18 protein-coding genes are annotated in these 19,651 nt (G+C 52.9%); 10 read left to right on the forward strand and 8 right to left on the reverse strand.

What is annotated here, in order from left to right:
- Positions 1–28: 28 nt before the first annotated feature.
- Positions 29–1,309, reverse strand: a complete 1,281-nt coding sequence (gene hemL / locus CMR03_RS16755; RefSeq protein WP_063878460.1) for a glutamate-1-semialdehyde 2,1-aminomutase — start codon at positions 1,307–1,309, stop codon at positions 29–31.
- A 189-nt stretch (positions 1,310–1,498) separates the two neighbouring features.
- Here hemL and erpA point away from each other — a divergent pair, with 189 nt between their 5' ends.
- Positions 1,499–1,846, forward strand: coding sequence for an iron-sulfur cluster insertion protein ErpA (gene erpA / locus CMR03_RS16760; RefSeq protein ID WP_006117744.1), 348 nt, complete (start codon positions 1,499–1,501; stop codon positions 1,844–1,846).
- A gap of 41 nt (positions 1,847–1,887) precedes the next feature.
- On the opposite strand, the gene CMR03_RS16765 is transcribed toward erpA, so the two are convergent.
- The 3 genes from CMR03_RS16765 to mtnN form a co-directional block, all read right to left on the reverse strand.
- A complete protein-coding gene (locus CMR03_RS16765) occupies positions 1,888–2,139 on the reverse strand; it encodes a hypothetical protein (RefSeq protein WP_063878461.1) in 252 nt (83 codons plus the stop codon).
- Positions 2,140–2,279: 140 nt separating this feature from the next.
- A complete protein-coding gene (btuF, locus tag CMR03_RS16770; RefSeq protein ID WP_096012099.1) occupies positions 2,280–3,074 on the reverse strand; it encodes a vitamin B12 ABC transporter substrate-binding protein BtuF in 795 nt (264 codons plus the stop codon).
- Entirely contained in the window at positions 3,067–3,765 is a 699-nt protein-coding gene (gene mtnN, locus CMR03_RS16775) for a 5'-methylthioadenosine/S-adenosylhomocysteine nucleosidase (protein ID WP_063878463.1), read from the reverse strand. Before mtnN ends, btuF begins: the two co-directional genes overlap by 8 nt.
- A 92-nt stretch (positions 3,766–3,857) precedes the next feature.
- Here mtnN and dgt point away from each other — a divergent pair, with 92 nt between their 5' ends.
- The 4 genes from dgt (at position 3,858) to CMR03_RS16795 (ending at position 9,513) form a co-directional block, all read left to right on the forward strand.
- Positions 3,858–5,348 (forward strand): dGTPase, encoded by a 1,491-nt coding sequence (gene dgt, locus CMR03_RS16780; protein WP_096012100.1) that lies wholly within the window; start codon positions 3,858–3,860, stop codon positions 5,346–5,348.
- 133 nt (positions 5,349–5,481) lie between these two features.
- Positions 5,482–6,936 (forward strand): serine endoprotease DegP, encoded by a 1,455-nt coding sequence (gene degP, locus CMR03_RS16785; protein ID WP_063878465.1) that lies wholly within the window; start codon positions 5,482–5,484, stop codon positions 6,934–6,936.
- A gap of 176 nt (positions 6,937–7,112) precedes the next feature.
- Positions 7,113–8,270, forward strand: coding sequence for a CdaR family transcriptional regulator (locus CMR03_RS16790; RefSeq protein WP_063878466.1), 1,158 nt, complete (start codon positions 7,113–7,115; stop codon positions 8,268–8,270).
- Between the two features lie 31 nt (positions 8,271–8,301).
- A complete protein-coding gene (locus CMR03_RS16795; RefSeq protein WP_096012101.1) occupies positions 8,302–9,513 on the forward strand; it encodes an alginate lyase family protein in 1,212 nt (403 codons plus the stop codon).
- A gap of 83 nt (positions 9,514–9,596) precedes the next feature.
- On the opposite strand, the gene CMR03_RS16800 is transcribed toward CMR03_RS16795, so the two are convergent.
- From CMR03_RS16800 to map, 4 genes are all read right to left on the reverse strand, one after another.
- The gene (locus tag CMR03_RS16800; protein WP_063878468.1) at positions 9,597–9,989 is read right to left on the reverse strand and encodes a DUF3461 family protein; all 393 of its coding nucleotides are present in this window, start codon (positions 9,987–9,989) and stop codon (positions 9,597–9,599) included.
- A 228-nt stretch (positions 9,990–10,217) separates the two neighbouring features.
- On the reverse strand, positions 10,218–11,042 hold the full coding sequence (dapD, locus tag CMR03_RS16805; protein ID WP_063878469.1) for a 2,3,4,5-tetrahydropyridine-2,6-dicarboxylate N-succinyltransferase: 825 nt from the start codon (positions 11,040–11,042) through the stop codon (positions 10,218–10,220).
- An 80-nt stretch (positions 11,043–11,122) separates the two neighbouring features.
- Positions 11,123–13,771 carry a bifunctional uridylyltransferase/uridylyl-removing protein GlnD gene (gene glnD / locus CMR03_RS16810; RefSeq protein ID WP_096012102.1) on the reverse strand — a complete coding sequence of 883 codons (2,649 nt, stop codon included), beginning with the start codon at positions 13,769–13,771 and terminating at the stop codon, positions 11,123–11,125.
- A 65-nt stretch (positions 13,772–13,836) separates the two neighbouring features.
- Positions 13,837–14,631, reverse strand: a complete 795-nt coding sequence (map, locus tag CMR03_RS16815) for a type I methionyl aminopeptidase (protein ID WP_063878471.1) — start codon at positions 14,629–14,631, stop codon at positions 13,837–13,839.
- 319 nt (positions 14,632–14,950) lie between these two features.
- On the opposite strand from map, the gene rpsB reads away from it, so the two are divergent.
- The 5 genes from rpsB (at position 14,951) to ispC (ending at position 19,598) form a co-directional block, all read left to right on the forward strand.
- A complete protein-coding gene (gene rpsB, locus CMR03_RS16820) occupies positions 14,951–15,676 on the forward strand; it encodes a 30S ribosomal protein S2 (protein ID WP_014592960.1) in 726 nt (241 codons plus the stop codon).
- A gap of 183 nt (positions 15,677–15,859) precedes the next feature.
- Positions 15,860–16,711, forward strand: a complete 852-nt coding sequence (gene tsf / locus CMR03_RS16825; RefSeq protein ID WP_063878472.1) for a translation elongation factor Ts — start codon at positions 15,860–15,862, stop codon at positions 16,709–16,711.
- A 154-nt stretch (positions 16,712–16,865) separates the two neighbouring features.
- Positions 16,866–17,591 carry a UMP kinase gene (gene pyrH / locus CMR03_RS16830; protein ID WP_063878473.1) on the forward strand — a complete coding sequence of 242 codons (726 nt, stop codon included), beginning with the start codon at positions 16,866–16,868 and terminating at the stop codon, positions 17,589–17,591.
- Between the two features lie 143 nt (positions 17,592–17,734).
- On the forward strand, positions 17,735–18,292 hold the full coding sequence (gene frr / locus CMR03_RS16835; RefSeq protein ID WP_063878474.1) for a ribosome recycling factor: 558 nt from the start codon (positions 17,735–17,737) through the stop codon (positions 18,290–18,292).
- A 109-nt stretch (positions 18,293–18,401) separates the two neighbouring features.
- Positions 18,402–19,598 (forward strand): 1-deoxy-D-xylulose-5-phosphate reductoisomerase, encoded by a 1,197-nt coding sequence (ispC, locus tag CMR03_RS16840; protein WP_208625030.1) that lies wholly within the window; start codon positions 18,402–18,404, stop codon positions 19,596–19,598.
- Positions 19,599–19,651 lie beyond the last annotated feature (53 nt).

Raw genomic sequence — 19,651 nt, forward strand, 5'->3', positions numbered from 1 at the left:
AAAGACCGGCGTTTGCCGGTCTGTCACCTTACAGCTTAGCAAAGCAGCGACGCGCGGCATCGATGGTGTGCTGAATATCCTCTGCACTGTGCGCCAGCGACATAAAGCCGGCCTCAAAGGCGGAGGGCGCAAAGTAAACGCCTTCTTCGAGCATCAAATGGAAGAAGCGCTTAAAGCGTTCAACATCGCACTGCGTCACGTCTTTATAGCAGGTGACGCTCGCGGCATCGGTGAAGAACAGGCCAAACATGCCGCCAACCTGATTCACGACGACAGGAATATTTTCCTGTTTTGCCGCCTCAACCAGTCCCTGTGCTAACTGTGACGTCAGGCTGTTCAGCTTGTCATGCATGCCCGGCTGGGCAATCTGGGTTAAGCAGGCATAACCGGCAGCCATGGCGACAGGGTTACCGGACAGCGTCCCTGCCTGATAAACCGGACCGGTCGGTGCCAGTGCATTCATCACCTCCCGACGGCCACCAAAGGCACCGACAGGCATGCCACCACCGATGATTTTGCCGAGGCAGGTGAGATCCGGTTTCACATTGTAATGTGCCTGCGCGCCACCCAGCGCAACACGGAAACCTGTCATCACTTCATCGATAATCAGCAGCGCGCCAAACTCATCACAGAGCGCGCGCAGGCCCGGTAAAAACGTGGGTTGGGGCGGAATACAGTTCATATTCCCGGCAACGGGTTCAACGATAATGGCAGCGATAGCCTGCGGATACTGTTCAAACGCCGCGCGAACCGAATCGAGATCGTTGTATGTGCAGGTCAGCGTATGCTTTGCAAAATCGGCAGGCACGCCAGGGGAATTAGGTTGCCCCAGCGTCAAGGCACCGGAACCGGCTTTCACCAGCAGGTGATCGGCATGACCGTGGTAGCAACCTTCAAATTTAATGATTTTGTCGCGCCCGGTAAAACCCCGCGCCAGACGAATCGCGCTCATGGTGGCTTCGGTACCGGAGTTCACCATCCGCACCATTTCCATGCTGGGAACCAGCTTACACACCAGCTGCGCCATGGTGACTTCCATCTCAGTTGGCGCACCAAAGCTCAGGCCGCGCTGGGCTGCTTCAATCACGGCATTACGGATGCCATCGTTATTATGTCCCAGCACCATGGGGCCCCATGAACCGACATAATCGATGTATTTTTTACCATCGGCGTCATAAAGATATGCACCGTCAGCATGTTCAATGAACAGCGGAACGCCGCCCACACCGGTAAACGCACGTACCGGCGAGTTCACACCGCCGGGAATCAGGCGTTGTGCTTCAGCGAACAGTTCTTCAGACTTACTCATTTTCGGCTCCAGCAGTTCATAAAATATCGGGCTATTCTACGGAAGAGGGGCGGCAGACGAAAGGCCGCTATAATTAACCAGGTGAATCCGGCACAGAGTGCGAAGCTGAGAGCTTGATTGCGTCGGGTCGCTGGCAGATAATAGCAACATTGAGGTCGTTTTCTGACCCGGGCGTTTACGGAGTAACACATGAGTGATGAAGTAGTAGCACTGCCGTTGCAGTTTACCGACGCAGCAGCCAACAAAGTTAAGAATCTGATTGCTGACGAAGATAACCCGGCGCTGAAGCTGCGTGTGTATATCACTGGTGGTGGTTGCAGCGGCTTTCAGTATGGTTTTACCTTCGACGATCAAATGAATGACGGCGATATGACCATCGAGAAGCAGGGCGTTTCGCTGGTGGTTGATCCCATGAGCCTGCAATATCTGGTGGGCGGTTCTGTGGATTACACTGAAGGGCTGGAAGGATCGCGCTTTATCGTGACCAACCCCAATGCCAAAACTACCTGCGGCTGCGGGTCGTCATTTAGCATCTGATAGCATCTGATTAGCGAGCCGCCATCACCCGGCGGCCTCGTTTACCATTCAATGGTCACCAGCCGATCGCTGGTTCCCCTACTCCCCTGGCGTTTTAGCACCGTTTGCGTCACGCGCGGCTGTGCGCTGATTTGACGACCACACTCAACCTGCGGCACAGATTGACCCACTGAAGTGTTAATTTCACAACGTGAATAGATGACGAGTCTGACGTTAATAGAGCCGGTCGTCGATCCCGCGAATGCCTGTTGCGCGATCACAAGCCCTATGGCCAGAAGCAGGGCTTTGGTCATATTTAAATACCTGGTGTAGTAAAAAGCGCTGAGCGCTAAAAAGGACATCGGGCTTACGTGGCACGTGTCTCATATCTAAAATTAACGGCAGTAAGGGTGATTTCTTTAATTTATAGCGTTACGCACGCCAGTCTGCAGCATTATTCAACTGGATGCAGGGCTTTACAAAGCTGGTCTGCGGCTAACAGGATGCGCGGACCCGGGCGGCTGATCCAGTCGTCGTTAAGGGCAATGACTCTGACGCTAAGTTGTGGCAGCCAGAATTGCGCAGTCTGACTCGCCTGTTGGGCATCGCCGGTGGTAATGATGACCTGAGGATGGCGCATCAGCACCTGTTCACGACTCACCTGAGGCCAACTGACCGCACTGTCAGCAAAGATATTCTGCCCACCGCACAGCCTGATGACGTCGTTCTGCAGCGACGCCTTAGCCGCGGTAAACATGGGTGAAAAGCCAAACTGCAGAAAGACCGGGACAGGGCGCTGTTGGCTATAGCGCTGTCGCAGTGCGGCTTCCTGCTTTCGCAGTTGCCCGGCGGCTTGCGCGGCGCGTTGCGGGTCCGGACTCCACGTTGCTAATCCCGCCAGCGCATCAATCATGTCATCCAGCGTTGAGGCATCGACCCATTCCACGTTAATACCGAACTGCCGCAGCTGATCCACCTGACGCTGCGGGTTACCGCCACGCCAAGCGAGTACCACATCGGGTTTAAGCTGCAAAATACGTTCGAGATTAATACCCTGCCAGTTAGCAACCTGTTCAATTTTTTTCGCCTCAGGGGGATAACTGGACCATGCGCTGACCGCAATCGGAGTAATCCCGGCGGCAAAGGCCAGTTCAGTCAGGTGTGGGGCAAGGGTGATGACGCGGGACGGGGCAGCAAACAGGCTGCTGCTCAACAGCAGCAGCCAGCAAAACAGCAGGTGTTTAGCCACGAGCCAGACGGGCCAGCAAATTTTCAACCATCAATGATGACTGTCTGGCGGCGACGCTTAGAAACTCGTCAAAGCTCAGGTGGGATTCCTGATCGGCAACGTCGGAAATCGCCCTGACGACCACAAAAGGCACCTGGAACTGATGGCAGACGTGGCCGATGGCGGTCGCTTCCATTTCAACCGCAATGGCCTGCGGGAAGGTCGCACGGATGCGTGCCAGGGGTTCTGAACCATTGATAAAGGCATCGCCGCTGACCACCAGACCGCGCACGGCGTTCAGGTTTAGCTGCTTTATGCAGGCTTCCGCCTCGGCAATCAGGTTACTATCAGCCGTAAAGGCGGCAGGACAACCTGCCATCTGGCCTGGTTCATAGCCAAACGCCGTGACGTCAGCATCGTGATAGCGCACTTCTTCAGACACCACGATGTCGCCCACGGTTAATGTAGGGGCTAAACCGCCCGCGGAGCCGGTGTTAATAACCAGATCGGGTTTACATAATTGCAGCAGCAGCGTTGTGCCGAGAGCGGCTGAGGTTTTACCGATGCCTGATTTCAGCAACGCAACCTCGACACCATTGAGTGTGCCTGTGTAAATTTCACAACCCGCCAGAGACAGTGTCTGGCGGTTTTCAATTTTGTCACGCAGCAGGGTAACTTCCTGCTCCATTGCGCCAATGATGCCTGCTTTCATTTTGCGTCTCGCTAATGTAATGAATGTAAAAATCGGGCATAGTCTATCATGGCAATGACGGGATTATTTCACGAAAAAATACGGGGACATGTATGGCAGCGATCAATTTCAGGACGAAGATCAGCTTCACTCGCCCTTATAGCAACCGTAAAGATCCGCAAGGCGAATATTTTATTACCCGCCATTTTGAAAGCGATCGCGGACGCATCATTAATTCGGCGGCTATTCGCCGACTGCAACAAAAAACGCAGGTATTCCCGTTGGAGCGTAACGCCGCAGTACGTTCCCGCCTGACGCATTCGCTTGAAGTGCAGCAAACCGGTCGATATATCAGTAAAGAGATTCTGCAAACGCTAAAAACGCAGGGTGGACTGGCAAAATATGGACTGGAAGACATGGAAGGAGCATTTGAAAGCCTGGTCGAAATGGCGTGCCTGCTACATGATGTGGGTAATCCACCGTTTGGCCATTTCGGCGAAGCCGCCATTAACGACTGGTTTGAAGATAATCTGGCTGCCGAGCTGGTCGATCCGCTGGTAGCTGGGGTAGAAACTGATGAGCAGCGCCATGCGTTTGACCAGATGAACGCCATGATTCGTCAGGATTTATGCCATTTTGAAGGCAATGCTCAGGCCATTCGCATGGTGCACACGCTGCTGGAGCTTAACCTGAGCTATTCCCAGGTTGCCTGTATTCTAAAATATACTGCGCCGGCATGGTGGCAGGGCGAGAAACCGGCTGAATTTAGCGTCTTAATGAAAAAACCGGGTTTCTATCTCTCTGAACGGGAATATATCCGCGACCTCCGTGCGGCCACCAATTTGACGGAGCATCATCGTTTCCCCCTGACCTATATCATGGAAGCGGCTGATGACATTTCATATTGTATTGCCGATTTGGATGATGCCGTCGAAAAAGCCATTTTCAATGTAGACAGTTTGTATGAATATCTCAGCAAAGCCTGGGGGCCGATAAATAATAACGATGCGTTCAGCCGCACTGTAGGCGAAGCCTGGCGCGAGGCGGGAAGTAAAAAACGCCGCAGCCGTAGCGATCAATTCTTCATGTCACTCCGGGTTAATGTTCAGAATGTTCTGGTCACCTATGCCGTTAAGCGTTTTATTGATAACCTGCCCGCTATTTTTGATGGAAAATTCAACCATGCGTTATTAGAAGATGAGGGTGAAGAGGGCCGTTTACTACAAATATTTAAAACCGTTGCGCGTCAGCAGGTGTTTAATCACTCTGAGGTTGAACAGTTGGAACTCCAGGGTTACCGGGTTATTAAAGGCTTGCTGGAAATATATCAGCCGCTGATGATATTAAATTATGAAGCTTTCACCACGCTGATAAACGAAGACTTTTTACGCAATCACCCGATTGAAACGCGCCTGTTTCATAAGCTTTCTGGAAAACACAGGAAAGCCTATTTGCATAAAATGCGCACGCTGGTTGTTGAACATAAATATGAGCGTTTATTATGGGAGCGGTATTATCGGTTTCGCTTAATTCAGGACTACATCAGTGGCATGACCGATCTCTATGCCTGGGATGAGTACCGTCGTTTGATGGCGGTGGAATAAGCCGAGAATTGTAAAGAGCGCGAATAAATTTTTACCTTTGCCTAAAACTTTTAGAGGAACTTCGCGCTAAAACATTTATCTCAACATTCGACCACAGCAATGGTCAGTATATCCATCATTGTGAGATACCAAAATGAAAAAAACCTCGTTAATGTTAAGCGCCCTGGCGCTTAGTCTTGGCATGGCACTGACCCCTGTGAGTGCTTTCGCTGCAGAAACGTCATCTTCCGTTTCATCCTCCACGACCCAGCCGTTGCCAAGCCTTGCCCCGATGCTGGAGAAGGTGATGCCTTCGGTTGTAAGCATCAGCGTTGAGGGAAGCACCACGGTCAAAACGCCGCGGATGCCACAGCAGTTCCAGCAATTTTTTGGCGATAATTCGCCTTTCTGCCAGGACGGTTCGCCGTTCATGGGCTCGCCCCTGTGTCAGGGCGCGGGTGGCAGCGGCGGCGGTGCGCCTGCCGGTCCTGATACGCAGCAGCAAAAATTTAAAGCGTTGGGTTCAGGCGTCATTATTAACGCAGAAAAAGGCTATGTGGTGACCAATAACCATGTGGTCAATGATGCGACGAAAATCCAGGTCAAACTGAGCGACGGCCGTAGCTACGATGCTAAGGTGATCGGCAAGGACCCCAGCTCCGATATCGCCCTGATTCAACTGGAAGGCGCGAAGAATCTGACCGCGATCAAAATGGCTGACTCCGACAATTTACGCGTTGGCGATTATACCGTGGCGATCGGTAACCCCTATGGCCTGGGCGAAACCGTGACATCGGGCATTGTCTCGGCGTTAGGACGTAGTGGTCTGAACGTTGAGAACTATGAAAACTTTATTCAGACCGATGCCGCGATTAACCGCGGTAACTCGGGTGGTGCCCTGGTCAATCTCAACGGAGAGCTGATCGGTATTAATACCGCTATTCTGGCTCCGGACGGAGGCAACATTGGTATCGGTTTTGCCATCCCAAGCAACATGGTGAAAAATCTGACCGCCCAGATGGTGGAATATGGTCAGGTGAAACGCGGCGAGCTTGGTATCATGGGGACCGAGCTTAATTCTGAACTGGCTAAAGCGATGAAAGTCGATGCGCAACGCGGCGCGTTCGTCAGCCAGGTGGTGCCAAATTCAGCCGCAGCAAAAGGCGGCATTAAAGCCGGAGACGTGATCGTTTCCATGAACGGCAAGCCATTGACCAGCTTTGCCTCACTGCGTGCCGAAGTGGGATCGTTACCGGTGGGCACTACGCTGAAGCTGGGCCTGCTGCGTGACGGTAAACCACTGGATGTCTCTGTGCAGTTGCAGCAGAGCACACAGGACAAAGTGCAGTCCGCGACGATTTACACGGGCATTGAAGGTGCGGATCTGAGCAACAACGCAGGCAAAGAGAAAGGGGTTCGGGTCGATAGCGTAAAAGCAGGCAGTGCTGCGGCACGAGTAGGCCTTAAAAAAGGCGACCTGATTCTTGGCGTCAACCAGCAGCCGGTAACCAACTTAGGGGAACTGCGTAAGATTCTGGATACCAAACCACCGGTACTGGCGCTGAATGTGCAACGCGGCGATACCTCGCTTTATCTGCTGATGCAGTAATCACAGTCTTGTGTTGAGCAGGCGGACTTCGGTCCGCCTTTTTTATGCCAAAAATCACAAATGTGATGCCTGCCGCATTTCTGTTAACGCCGCCGCGGCTATGGGCGAATGCATAATGTTCTGCGCGTGACGCACCGCTATCCTGTTCTCCCTCTTATATGACTCAGGAGTAAAGGATGGCTACCTGTCATCTCGACGCACGGCTGGCGCAGGAAATTGTCGCGCGCACCATGAAAATCATTGATGGTAATGTCAACGTCATGGACGCACGTGGACGAATCATTGGCAGCGGCGACAGGGAGCGCATTGGCGAGTTGCATGAGGGCGCGCTGTTGGTGTTGTCTCAGGGACGCATCGTGGATATTGATGATGCCGTGGCAAGGCATCTGCATGGCGTGCGGCCGGGCATTAATCTTCCGCTGCGCATTGACGGGGCGATCGTTGGCGTAATTGGTCTGACAGGCGAGCCGGGTGCACTCCGTCACTATGGTGAGCTGGTCTGTATGGCGGCAGAGATGATGCTGGAGCAGGCACGGCTGTTACATATGCTGGCTCAGGACAGCCGCCTGCGTGAAGAGCTGGTGCTTAACCTGATTCGCAGTGATGAGCTGACGCCGCAACTGACGGAATGGGCTCAGCGCCTGGGGATCGATCTTAATCAGCCCCGCGTTGTGGCGGTTATCGAAGTCGACAGCGGGCAGTTAGGCGTGGACAGCGCCATGTCTGAGTTACAACAGCTGCAAACGTTACTGACAACGCCTGTCAGGGATAACCTGATAGCCATTGTGTCGTTGACCGAAATGGTGGTACTGAAGCCCGCCTTAAACGCACACGGACGTTACGACCAGTACGATCACCGGCGGCGGGTTGAACAGCTCATGCAGCGTATGAACGAAAGCGGTCATCTGCGTATGCGTATTGCACTGGGCAACTTCTTTACCGGCCCGGGCAGCATTGCCCGCTCTTATCGCACCGCGCACACGACCATGGTGGTGGGAAAGCAGCGTATGCCAGACGTACGCAGCTACTTTTATCAGGACCTGATGCTCCCGGTCTTGCTGGACAGTTTGCGCGGTGGCTGGCAGGCAAACGAACTGGCGCGTCCGCTGGAAAAACTGAAAAGTATGGACAGCAATGGCTTACTGCGGCGCACTTTGAGCGCCTGGTTCAGCAATAACGTGCAGCCCGGTGCCACGTCGCGGGCGCTGTTTATCCACCGTAATACTCTGGAGTACCGCCTCAATCGCATTGCTGAATTGACGGGACTGAACATTGGCCATTTTGACGACCGGTTACTGCTGTATATTGCATTACAGTTGGATGAGCAGGGCTGAGGCTGTTCACCGTAACCAGGAGGAACCCCAGATGCGTACACTGTCTTTAACACTTTGCCTGCTGATATTCACGTTCACCTGTCAGGCACGGCCTGACAACCTGGTTTTTCTGTCTGCTGACGCGTTAGTGAAAACCCGACAGGCACTCCAGAAGCATCAGGCAGATGCACTGACCGAACAGGCCTGGCGTCAGTTGCAACATCAGGCGGATAAGGCGCTCAGTCAGCCTGACCCCAGCGTCATGGACAAAGGTCTGATACCACCCAGCGGCTCGCGGCATGACTATCTCAGCCTGAGCGCCTACTGGTGGCCGGACGCCCGGCAGAAAACGGGTTTACCCTGGATACGTCGGGATGGTGAAGTGAATCCTGATACCAAAAACGACCAAACCGACGGCGTGCGCCTGGCGCGATTTAGCGCAGACGTGCAGGCACTGGCGTTGGCATGGTTCTTTTCAGGGGATGCGCGCTACGCCAGCAAGGCACAATCCATGATCCGCCACTGGTTTATCGATCCTGCCCGTCGTATGAACCCAAACCTGAACTACGCGCAGGGCATTCCGGGTCGAACCGCGGGTCGTCATGATGGCGTTCTGGACGGGCGCTATTTTGCAACCCGCATGGTTGATGCGCTGATATTGCTGCGTCAGTCGCCCGGCTGGCGGAATAGCGACGAGGCGGCGTTGCATCGCTGGTTCAGCGACTATCTCAGTTGGTTGCAGACCAGTAAGCTGGCGCAACAGGAGCGGAATGCGCCCAATAACCACGGTAGTTGGTACAGTGTTCAGGTTGCCGGCATTGCCGCTTATCTGGACAACCGTGCGGTGATTGCAAACATGACTGCCCTGGCCAAAAGCAAGATTGACGGGCAAATAGAGCGTGAGGGAACTCAACCGCTTGAACTGGCCCGAACCCGTTCTTTTCATTACAGCTTCTTTAATTTACAGGCACTAACCGCAATGGCGGCGTTGGCTTCCCAGCGGGGAGAGGGCGATCTCTGGCATTATAAAAATAAACAGGGCGGCTCACTGCTGACTGCGCTGGACTATATGGCGCCTTTTAGCGATCCGGCACGTCACTGGCCGTGGAAAACGCGCGAACGTAACAGCGAACGGTTAATTCCCTTGCTGCTGTTGGCGGATACCACGCTCAAGTCAGAACGTTACCAATCCTGGATCAATCACGTGGTATGGCGTGATGCGCCTGCCGAGGTGGTGCGCGACGTGTGGTTGCTCAGGCACTAACCGGGCAGGGTGACAACAAAAAAGGCCAGCCGCGTGAGGTGAATTCCACCACATACGGCTGGCCTTATCGTTGTCTGAAATAATTAACGACCGTTGCGGGTCAGTTTTTCCAGATCGGATTCAATTTCCGCGATCTTATGAGAAACCACACCTTCAAGATGACGCAGGTCATCGAGGATTTTACGTTTCAGATCGACTTCAACCTGGTCGCGCTGACAGATTTGATCCAGTTCATCAATAACATAACGCAGGTTCGGGCTGATTTCCTGCACTTCACGATAGCCCTGAGAGGCGTTATCGGCAACGACGGTTTTACGCTGACGAGGATATTTAAATTTCACGCTTTTGGCGAAGAATTCACCTTTATCTTTGCGGAAATAAATTTTCAAAATATCGTTATTCGCTTCCTGACGCAGGCTATAGCGATCGATATCCTCAGGGTTACTAATGCCTAAGCTCTTAATATTGTCATACATAACGTTTTTTCCACCAAATGAATAAGCGCGCAGAAGTGTTCATGACTTAATGACTATAGACATAAATAACATGAATCAGTGCGCAACAGGATTTAACTGGCGCGAATTATGACCTGGATGAAAAGTAAACGCACCTGTTGGTTCGCGTAGAAAAACAACATTACCCGTAACAGCTGTAAACAAAAGATGACGGGCTGTCTGGTGCAGCCCGTCCGACAGTCCGACAAATTAGTCGATAGTGCGCAGCAGTTCGTTGATACCGGTTTTCGCCAGGGTTTTCGCATCGACCTTTTTCACGATCACTGCACAGTAGAGGCTGTAGCTACCATCTTTAGACGGCAGATTACCCGAGACGACGACAGAACCGGCAGGTACGCGACCATAGTGGATCTCTCCGGTTTCGCGGTCGTAAATCTTGGTACTCTGACCGATGTAAACGCCCATTGAAATGACGGAGCCTTCTTCAACGATGACGCCTTCAACAATTTCAGAACGTGCACCAATAAAGCAGTTATCTTCGATAATGGTTGGGTTGGCCTGCAGCGGCTCAAGGACACCACCGATTCCTACACCACCGGATAAATGCACGTTTTTACCAATCTGCGCACAGGAGCCAACGGTCGCCCAGGTATCCACCATGGTGCCTTCGTCAACATAGGCACCGATATTTACATAGGAAGGCATTAACACCGTGTTACGCGCAATATAGGCACCTTTGCGTACCGCAGCAGGCGGTACAACGCGGAAGCCCGCTGCTTTAAAGCGCGCGTCATCCCAGTCGGCAAACTTCATCGGTACTTTGTCATAAAAACGGGTTTCAGCCCCTTCCATCACCTGATTGTCATTGATGCGGAAAGAGAGCAGAACGGCCTTTTTCAGCCACTGATGCGTTACCCATTCACCCTCGATTTTTTCAGAAACGCGTAGCTCACCGCTGTCCAGTTTAGCGATAACCTGATTAATCGCTTCGCGAGTTTCCGTATCGACACTGGTCGGGGTGATATCAGCGCGACGTTCGAAGGCAGATTCAATAACACTCTGTAACTGTTGCATATTTTTTCCTGATCTGTCATTTGTGGTGCCAGCCAGTGACCGGCACGGGTAAAAAGTTGATGTTCACAAATTGAAGCGGGTCACACTTTATCGTTTGGATTAAGGGCCTCTGTCAACCGTTGTTGCAACGTGTGACGCATTTCCTCGTCCAGTGCCTTGCGTTCGCTATTCGCTAAAATGAACAAATCCTCGACTCGCTCCCCGATGGTGCTGATACGTGCGCCATGCAGAGAGACGCCAAGATCGGCAAACACTTCGCCCACGCGTGCCAGTAACCCCGGCTGATCCAGGGCCACCAGCTCCAGATAACTGCGACGATCGGTGTGAGTTGGCAGGAAATTCACCTCGGTATCCACGTTAAAGTGTTTCAGCCTGGCGGCCTGGCGACGGGTCCGCGGTGGCACCCATTCTGACTGGGTAATCGCCTGTTCCAGCGCCTGAATGATCAGCGCATGACGATCGGGCGACAGCGGGCTGCCATCCGGCTCCAGCACGATGAACGTGTCCATCGCCATGCCATCGCGGCTGGTAAAAATTTGCGCATCATGCACGCTGAGATTGCGACGATCCAGTTCGCCTGCCACGGCGGCAAACAGGTGTGGACGATCCGGACTCCAGATAAAAATTTCGGTGCCGCCGCGCGTCGCCTGCGGGCTGACCAGCACCAGAGGGTGATTAAGATCGTGCACCAGTAAATGACGGGCATGCCAGGCGATCTGATTGGGCGTATGGCGCAGGAAGTAGTCGGCGCGACAACGGTTCCAGATATGGTGTAAGCGCTCTTCATCGATGTTGTCCATCCGCAGCAGTGCCAGTGCCTGCAGACGGTGATGACGCACGCGCTCGCGCAGATCCGGGCTGTTCTCCATACCGCGGCGTAGCTGTTTTTCGGTAGCAAAGAACAGTTCACGCAGCAGACTTTGTTTCCAGCTGTTCCATAAGCTCTCATTGGTGGCGCAGATGTCAGCGACCGTCAGGCACACCAGATAACGCAGTCGGTTTTCGTTCTGCATGACCTCGGCGAACTGCTGAATCACCGTGGGGTCCTGAATGTCGCGGCGCTGAGCCGTCACGGACATTAACAGATGATGGCGCACCAGCCAGGCGACAAGTTGCGTTTCACGCGAGTTAAGGCCGTGCATCTCGGCGAACGCCAGCGCGTCCTCGGCACCAAGAACAGAGTGATCGCCGTTACGTCCTTTAGCGATGTCGTGCAGCAGCGCCGCCATGAGCAGTAATTCCTGCTGGGGCAGGCGCGGCCACAGCTCAACGCATAAAGGATGCTGTGGACGCGTCGCTTCGTTGGCAAAACTCTCCAGCTTCTGTAACACCCGGATAGTGTGCTCATCGACGGTATAAGCGTGGAACAGGTCAAATTGCATCTGTCCGACGATCTGGCCCCAGAGCGGCGTATAAGCCCAGAGCACACTGTGGCGATGCATGGGCACCAGGGCGCGACTGACCGCACCGGGATGACGCAGGATCGACATAAATAAGCGCCGTGCTTCGGGCAACTGGCACAGCGGCTGCTTGAGGTGACGGCGAGTATGACGCAGGCGGCGCAGCGTGGTGGAGTAGATGCCTTTGATATTTTGATTGCGCACCATGACGTAGAACATGCGCATAATCGCCTGGGGCTCACGGTCAAACAGGGTTTCATCACGCAGATCGATAAGGTTGCCCCGAAGCTGAAAATCATCATCAATGGCACAGGGTTTTTCGTTAGTGGAGAGCGCCAGAATGGCTTCATCGAACAACTGCAACAGCATCTGGTTCAGTTCGCTGATACGACGCGTGACGCGATAAAAATCCTTCATCATGCGCTCGACCGGTTCGTTGCCTTCGCCCTGATAATTAAGGCGCTGAGCAACGCTCAGTTGGCGATCAAACAGCAGGCGGTTATCGTAACGCGGCAGAGACAAATGCAACGCGAAACGAATCCGCCAAAGAAACGACTGGCACTCGTTCAGTTCGCTGCGTTCGGCTTCTGTCAGAAAGCCAAATCCCACCATTTCGTCAAGTGTTGTGGCACCAAAGTGACGCCGTGCAACCCACTGCAACGTATGAATATCGCGTAATCCGCCGGGACTGCTTTTAATATCCGGTTCCAGGTTGTAGCTGGTGCCGTGATAGCGCTTATGGCGTTCTTGCTGTTCGTCTATTTTGGCGGCGAAAAAGCGAGATGATGGCCAGAAGCCATCGCTGAAGACATTTTTTTGCAGTTCAAGAAACAGGGCGACATCGCCGGTCAGCATCCGCGCTTCAATCAGATTGGTTGCCACCGTCAGGTCGGATAAACCTTCCAGCAGGCACTCTTCCAGGCTGCGTACGCTGTGGCCCACTTCCAGCTTGAGATCCCACATCAGCGTCAGCAGTGCGCTGGCACTCTGGGCGGCCGCTTCATTCAGCGGCTGACGACTGAGAATTAAGACGTCAATGTCGGAGAGCGGATGAAGCTCACCCCGGCCATAGCCTCCTACGGCGACAAGGGCGATGGATTTCATACTGTCGAAGCCAAAAAAACGCCATAAGCGACGTAAAAGGCGATCGATATACAGGGTTCGGGCATGAACCAGACTTTCGACAGCCTCACCACTGTCAAAGGCCGCCGCCAGGTGCTGCTGGAAGCCCTCAAGGCGCTGCTTGATTATTTCACGTGTTAGCTGATCGTCCTGCCACTCGCCAGGCGAATCTTTCAGGCCGTTTTTTACTTCTTGCGACAGGCTCATGCAACGCTCTCATCGTTAACCATAAAAAAACCGGCATAGCGCCGGCTTTTTCATCAGTGGTGGAATTAATCCTGGTTAACTAACACCGCGGGAAGGGTGTCGTCTTTGCGCAGGGTTAAAATCTCACAGCCGTTATCCGTCACCACAATAGTATGCTCATACTGCGCCGACAAGCTGCGATCTTTGGTTTTCACCGTCCAGCCATCTTTCATGGTACGAATGCGGTAGTCACCGGCATTCACCATCGGCTCTACGGTAAAGGTCATGCCCGCCTGCAGGATAACCCCGCTGTCATCGGCATCGTAGTGCAGCACCTGTGGCTCTTCATGGAAACCTTTGCCAATGCCGTGACCGCAATATTCACGCACCACCGAGAAGTCATTCGCTTCGACATATTTTTGGATAGCGCGGCCTAACTCACGCAGGCGAATACCCGGTTTTACCAGGCGTAAGGACAAATAGAGGCTTTCCTGCGTCACACGACACAGGCGCTCACCCTGGATAGTGGGTTTGCCGACAATAAACATTTTCGACGTATCGCCGTGGTACTCGTCTTTAATGACGGTCACGTCGATATTCACGATGTCGCCATCTTTTAACGGGCGATCGTCACTGGGAATACCGTGACAAACCACTTCATTCACAGAGATACAGACGGATTTGGGAAAACCGTGGTAACCCAGGCAAGCGGATATGGCCTGTTGCTGCTGCGTAATGTGTTCATGGCAGAGACGGTCAAGCTCACCGGTGGTCACGCCGGGCTGCACATGCGGTTCGATCATTTCAAGCACTTCGGCGGCCAGGCGGCCTGCGACGCGCATTTTTTCGATTTCTTCGGGGGTTTTAATTGTGATTGCCATTAAATTATTCCGCTGCTGCTGAAATTTTCAGCAATAATGAAAGCTGTGCTCTCATGTTAACAGCAAGCCAAAAGGGCTGCCAAACAGAGAACGCTTCGCGGCCAGTTAGCGAACATTTATTGGCGTCCAAAGCGTGATTGTGGTATAAAGCGCGCCGACGATTCTCTGTATGGCCGTTAAGGTCAGCGGGAAACGCAACAATCTCACTATGTGTAAATAAAACACACATGTATCGACACATACGCCGGGGTGCCTTGAAAGAGGTCGGTTGTATGGGATACATGGAGGCCCAACCCCAATTAAACTAGAGGTAGTAATCATGGCAACTGTTTCCATGCGCGATATGCTCAAGGCTGGTGTTCACTTCGGTCACCAGACCCGTTACTGGTGTCCAAAAATGAAGCCATTCATTTTTGGTGCGCGTAACAAAGTTCACATCATCAACCTTGAAAAAACGGTACCAATGTTCAACGACGCTCTGGCTGAGTTGACCAAAATCTCTTCCCGTAAAGGTAAGATTCTGTTCGTTGGTACTAAGCGCGCTGCTGCCGAAGCGATCAAAGAGTCTGCACTGAGCTGCGACCAGTTCTTCGTAAACCACCGCTGGTTGGGTGGCATGCTGACCAACTGGAAAACCGTTCGTCAGTCTATCAAACGTCTGAAAGAGCTTGAGACTCAGTCTCAGGACGGCACTTTCGACAAACTGACCAAGAAAGAAGCGCTGATGCGCGCTCGTGAGCTGGCCAAGCTGGAAAACAGCCTGGGCGGTATCAAAGACATGGGCGGTTTGCCGGATGCACTGTTTGTTGTCGATGCTGACCACGAACACATCGCAATCAAAGAAGCAAACAACCTGGGTATCCCAGTATTTGCTATCGTTGATACTAACTCCGATCCAGATGGCGTTGATTACGTTATCCCAGGTAACGACGATGCGATCCGTGCTATCAACCTGTACCTGACTGCCGTTGCGACCACCGTTCGCGAAGGCCGCTCTCAGGATCTGGCTGAGCAGGCTGAAGAAGCGTCTTTAGAAAACGCTTAATTAAGGTTTGCTCTGCATAAGAGCCCTTAGCATTCAGATGTGATCTGTAAGGGGCCAAACTTGGCCCCTTTATTTTATCCAAGTCTGTTACGCCCCTGTTCAGGTCGGCGGGACAGAGTAAATTTTCCGCAAATAAGTACCTTCTGATGCACTTGTGCTCAGGTACGAACCGAGGATTCTGGAATGGCTGAAATTACCGCTGCATTGGTAAAAGAACTGCGTGAGCGTACTGGCGCAGGCATGATGGACTGCAAAAAAGCGCTGACTGAAGCGAGCGGCGACATCGAGCTGGCGATTGAAAACATGCGTAAGTCTGGCGCAATTAAAGCAGCGAAAAAAGCGGGTAACGTTGCTGCTGATGGCGTAATCAAAACCAAAATCGTTGGTAACTACGGTGTGATTCTGGAAGTTAACTGCCAGACTGACTTCGTTGCAAAAGACGGCGGTTTCCAGGCGTTTGCTGACAAAGTTCTTGACGCTGCTGCGGCTGACCGCATCACCGACGTTGACGTTCTGAAAGCACAATTCGAAGAAGAGCGTGTTGCCCTGGTAGCTAAAATCGGCGAGAACATCAACATTCGTCGCGTTGCACTGCTGGAAGGCGAAGAGCTGGGCAGCTACCTGCACGGCGCACGTATCGGCGTTCTGGTTTCTGCCAAAGGCGCTAACGACGATCTGATCAAACAGATCGCCATGCACGTTGCGGCAAGCAAACCTGAGTTTGTTAAGCCAGAAGACGTTTCTGCAGACGTCGTTGATAAAGAATACCAGGTTCAGCTGGACATCGCGATGCAGTCTGGCAAGCCAAAAGAGATCGCTGAGAAGATGGTTGAAGGCCGTATGAAGAAATTCACCGGCGAAGTCTCTCTGACAGGTCAGGCATTCGTTATCGACCCAAGCAAAACCGTTGGCCAGGCGCTGAAAGAGCAGGGCGCTGACGTGATTAACTTCATCCGCTTTGAAGTGGGCGAAGGCATCGAAAAAGTTGAGACTGATTTTGCTGCTGAAGTTGCAGCAATGTCCAAACAGTCTTAATGATCTGAAAGAACCGCCAGATGGCGGTTCTTTTTTGTCTGCCTCAGGCAAAAGATACGTTTTCAGTTTCATCCCAATAGCAATTCTTTTGCTCTAAGCGGATGATTGATCGGAATTACTTCTCATTCATCATATCTTCCAGGAAGAATTGACCATGGCGACCAACGCAAAACCTGTTTATCAACGTATCCTGCTCAAACTCAGCGGCGAAGCACTCCAGGGTGCAGAGGGTTTTGGTATCGACGCGAGCGTGCTTGACCGCATGGCTCAGGAAGTGAAAGAGCTGGTCGAGCTGGGTATCCAGGTGGGCGTTGTGATTGGCGGCGGTAACCTGTTCCGTGGCGCCGGTCTGGCACAGGCAGGCATGAACCGCGTGGTGGGCGACCATATGGGGATGCTTGCGACGGTAATGAACGGCCTGGCGATGCGTGATGCACTGCACCGCGCGTACGTGAACGCCCGTCTGATGTCCGCCATTCCCCTGAACGGCGTTTGTGACAACTACAGTTGGGCAGAAGCCATCAGCCTGTTACGTAACAACCGCGTTGTCATCTTTTCTGCGGGTACCGGCAACCCGTTCTTTACGACGGATTCCGCTGCCTGTTTGCGTGGCATTGAAATCGAAGCGGATGTGGTGCTGAAAGCCACCAAAGTTGACGGTGTTTACTCGGCCGACCCCGTGAAGCAGCCCGATGCAACCCTGTACGAAAAACTGACTTATGCGGAAGTGCTGGATCAAGAGCTTAAAGTGATGGATCTCGCCGCGTTTACGCTGGCGCGCGATCACAAACTGCCAATCCGCGTTTTCAACATGAACAAGCCTGGCGCATTGCGTCGCGTAGTGATGGGTGAAAAAGAAGGTACCCTGATTACGCATTAATACCCGAGGCGAGATAAAATAAGGTATATTCTGTCAGTGCGGTATTGTTTAACCGTGCACCAGTCAGGATTATCGATGATTATCGATCCCGCTTCCGGTGATGCCGGAACTGGCCAGGTCAAACCGAATCCAAGGGTTTTAACGTGATTAACGACATTAAAAAAGATGCTGACACGCGCATGGACAAATGCGTCGAAGCATTCAAAACCACTATCAGCAAGGTACGCACAGGTCGTGCTTCACCTTCACTGCTCGACGGCATTATCGTTGAATATTACGGTACGCCGACGCCACTGCGTCAGCTGGCTTCCGTCACCGTTGAAGACTCCCGTACGCTGAAAATCAACGTGTTTGATCGCTCTCTCGGCCCGGCCGTAGAAAAAGCGATTATGGCATCCGATCTTGGACTTAACCCGAACTCAGCGGGTGCGGACATTCGTGTTCCACTGCCTGCGCTGACGGAAGAGCGTCGTAAAGATCTGATTAAAATCGTACGCGGTGAAGCAGAGCAGGGACGTGTATCCGTACGTAACGTCCGTCGCGACGCCAACGATAAAATCAAAGCGTTGCTGAAAGATAAAGAAATCAGCGAAGACGACGAACGTCGTGCGCAGGACGAAATCCAGAAAATGACCGATGTGCACATCAAGAAAGTTGATGCGGCATTGGCCGAAAAAGAAACGGAGTTGATGGACTTCTGATTCCATCATCACCGATTAAAACGCCGTACAGAGAGGCCTTCTGACAGAAGGCCACCTCTGGCGGCGTTTTACATTGTGCCCCACGTTTTACCTTTACATGGACAGCATTATGAAGCGATTAACTCTGCTCGGTTCTACCGGTTCGGTAGGCACCAGTACGCTGGCAGTGGTCAGTGCCAATCCCACGCTTTACCAGGTCACGGCGCTGGTGGCGGGTAAAAATGTGGCTCTAATGGCGGAGCAGTGCGTGCAGTTCCAACCGCGCTATGCGGCAATGGCAGATGAAGAGTCCGCCGCCGCGCTACGTGAGCGACTGAGAGCATTAAAGATCAATACTGAAGTGCTCTCCGGCGTTCAGGCAGCCTGTGAACTGGCAGCATTAGATGACGTTGACCAGGTGATGGCGGCGATTGTGGGTGCCTCAGGGTTATTACCGACATTGGCAGCGATTCGCGCGGGTAAAACCGTCTTGCTGGCTAACAAAGAATCACTGGTGACCTGCGGCCGTTTATTTATGGAGGCGGTGCGCCAGCACAATGCCCAGCTGTTGCCGGTAGATAGCGAGCACAATGCGATTTTTCAGAGTTTGCCCGCTACCATCCAGCATCAGTTAGGTTACGCTGACCTGCAGAATAACGGCATTGAGTCGATTATTCTTACGGGATCGGGTGGCCCTTTTCGTGACACAAATTTAGCGGATCTGAGCAGCATGTCGCCAGATCAGGCCTGTGCACATCCGAACTGGTCAATGGGGCGTAAAATCTCTGTTGATTCGGCCACCATGATGAATAAAGGTCTTGAATACATTGAAGCTCGTTGGCTGTTTAACGCCAGCGCAGCGCAGATGGAAGTGATTTTGCACCCACAATCGGTGATCCACTCCATGGTGCGTTACTGCGATGGCAGCGTGCTGGCACAGTTAGGTTCGCCTGACATGCGAACACCTATCGCCCACAGTATGGCCTGGCCAGCGCGAATTCACGCTGGGGTCACACCGCTGGACTTTACCCGCATGTCGGCACTGACGTTCTCAGAACCTGATTTTGGCCGTTATCCCTGTCTGAAACTGGCGATTGATGCCTGCGAAGCCGGGCAGGCGGCGACCACCACGCTCAATGCGGCCAATGAGATAGCCGTGGCGGCTTTCCTGAATCAGCGAATTCGCTTTACGGATATTGCGGCGTTAAACACTGCGGTGCTGTCAGCTCAGCAGTGTCAGGAACCGGACTCTGTGGACGCTGTCATCGAAATTGATCGTATCGCGCGGGCGGCGGCGACAGAAATGTTGCCACGTTACACGGTATAACAACGATTGCGTTGAGGCTATTTGTTCGCTTCAGGTGAAAATGTTATAGTCGC

Source organism: Pantoea allii, assembly GCF_002307475.1.
In the GTDB taxonomy this organism is placed as follows: Bacteria; Pseudomonadota; Gammaproteobacteria; order Enterobacterales; family Enterobacteriaceae; genus Pantoea; species Pantoea allii.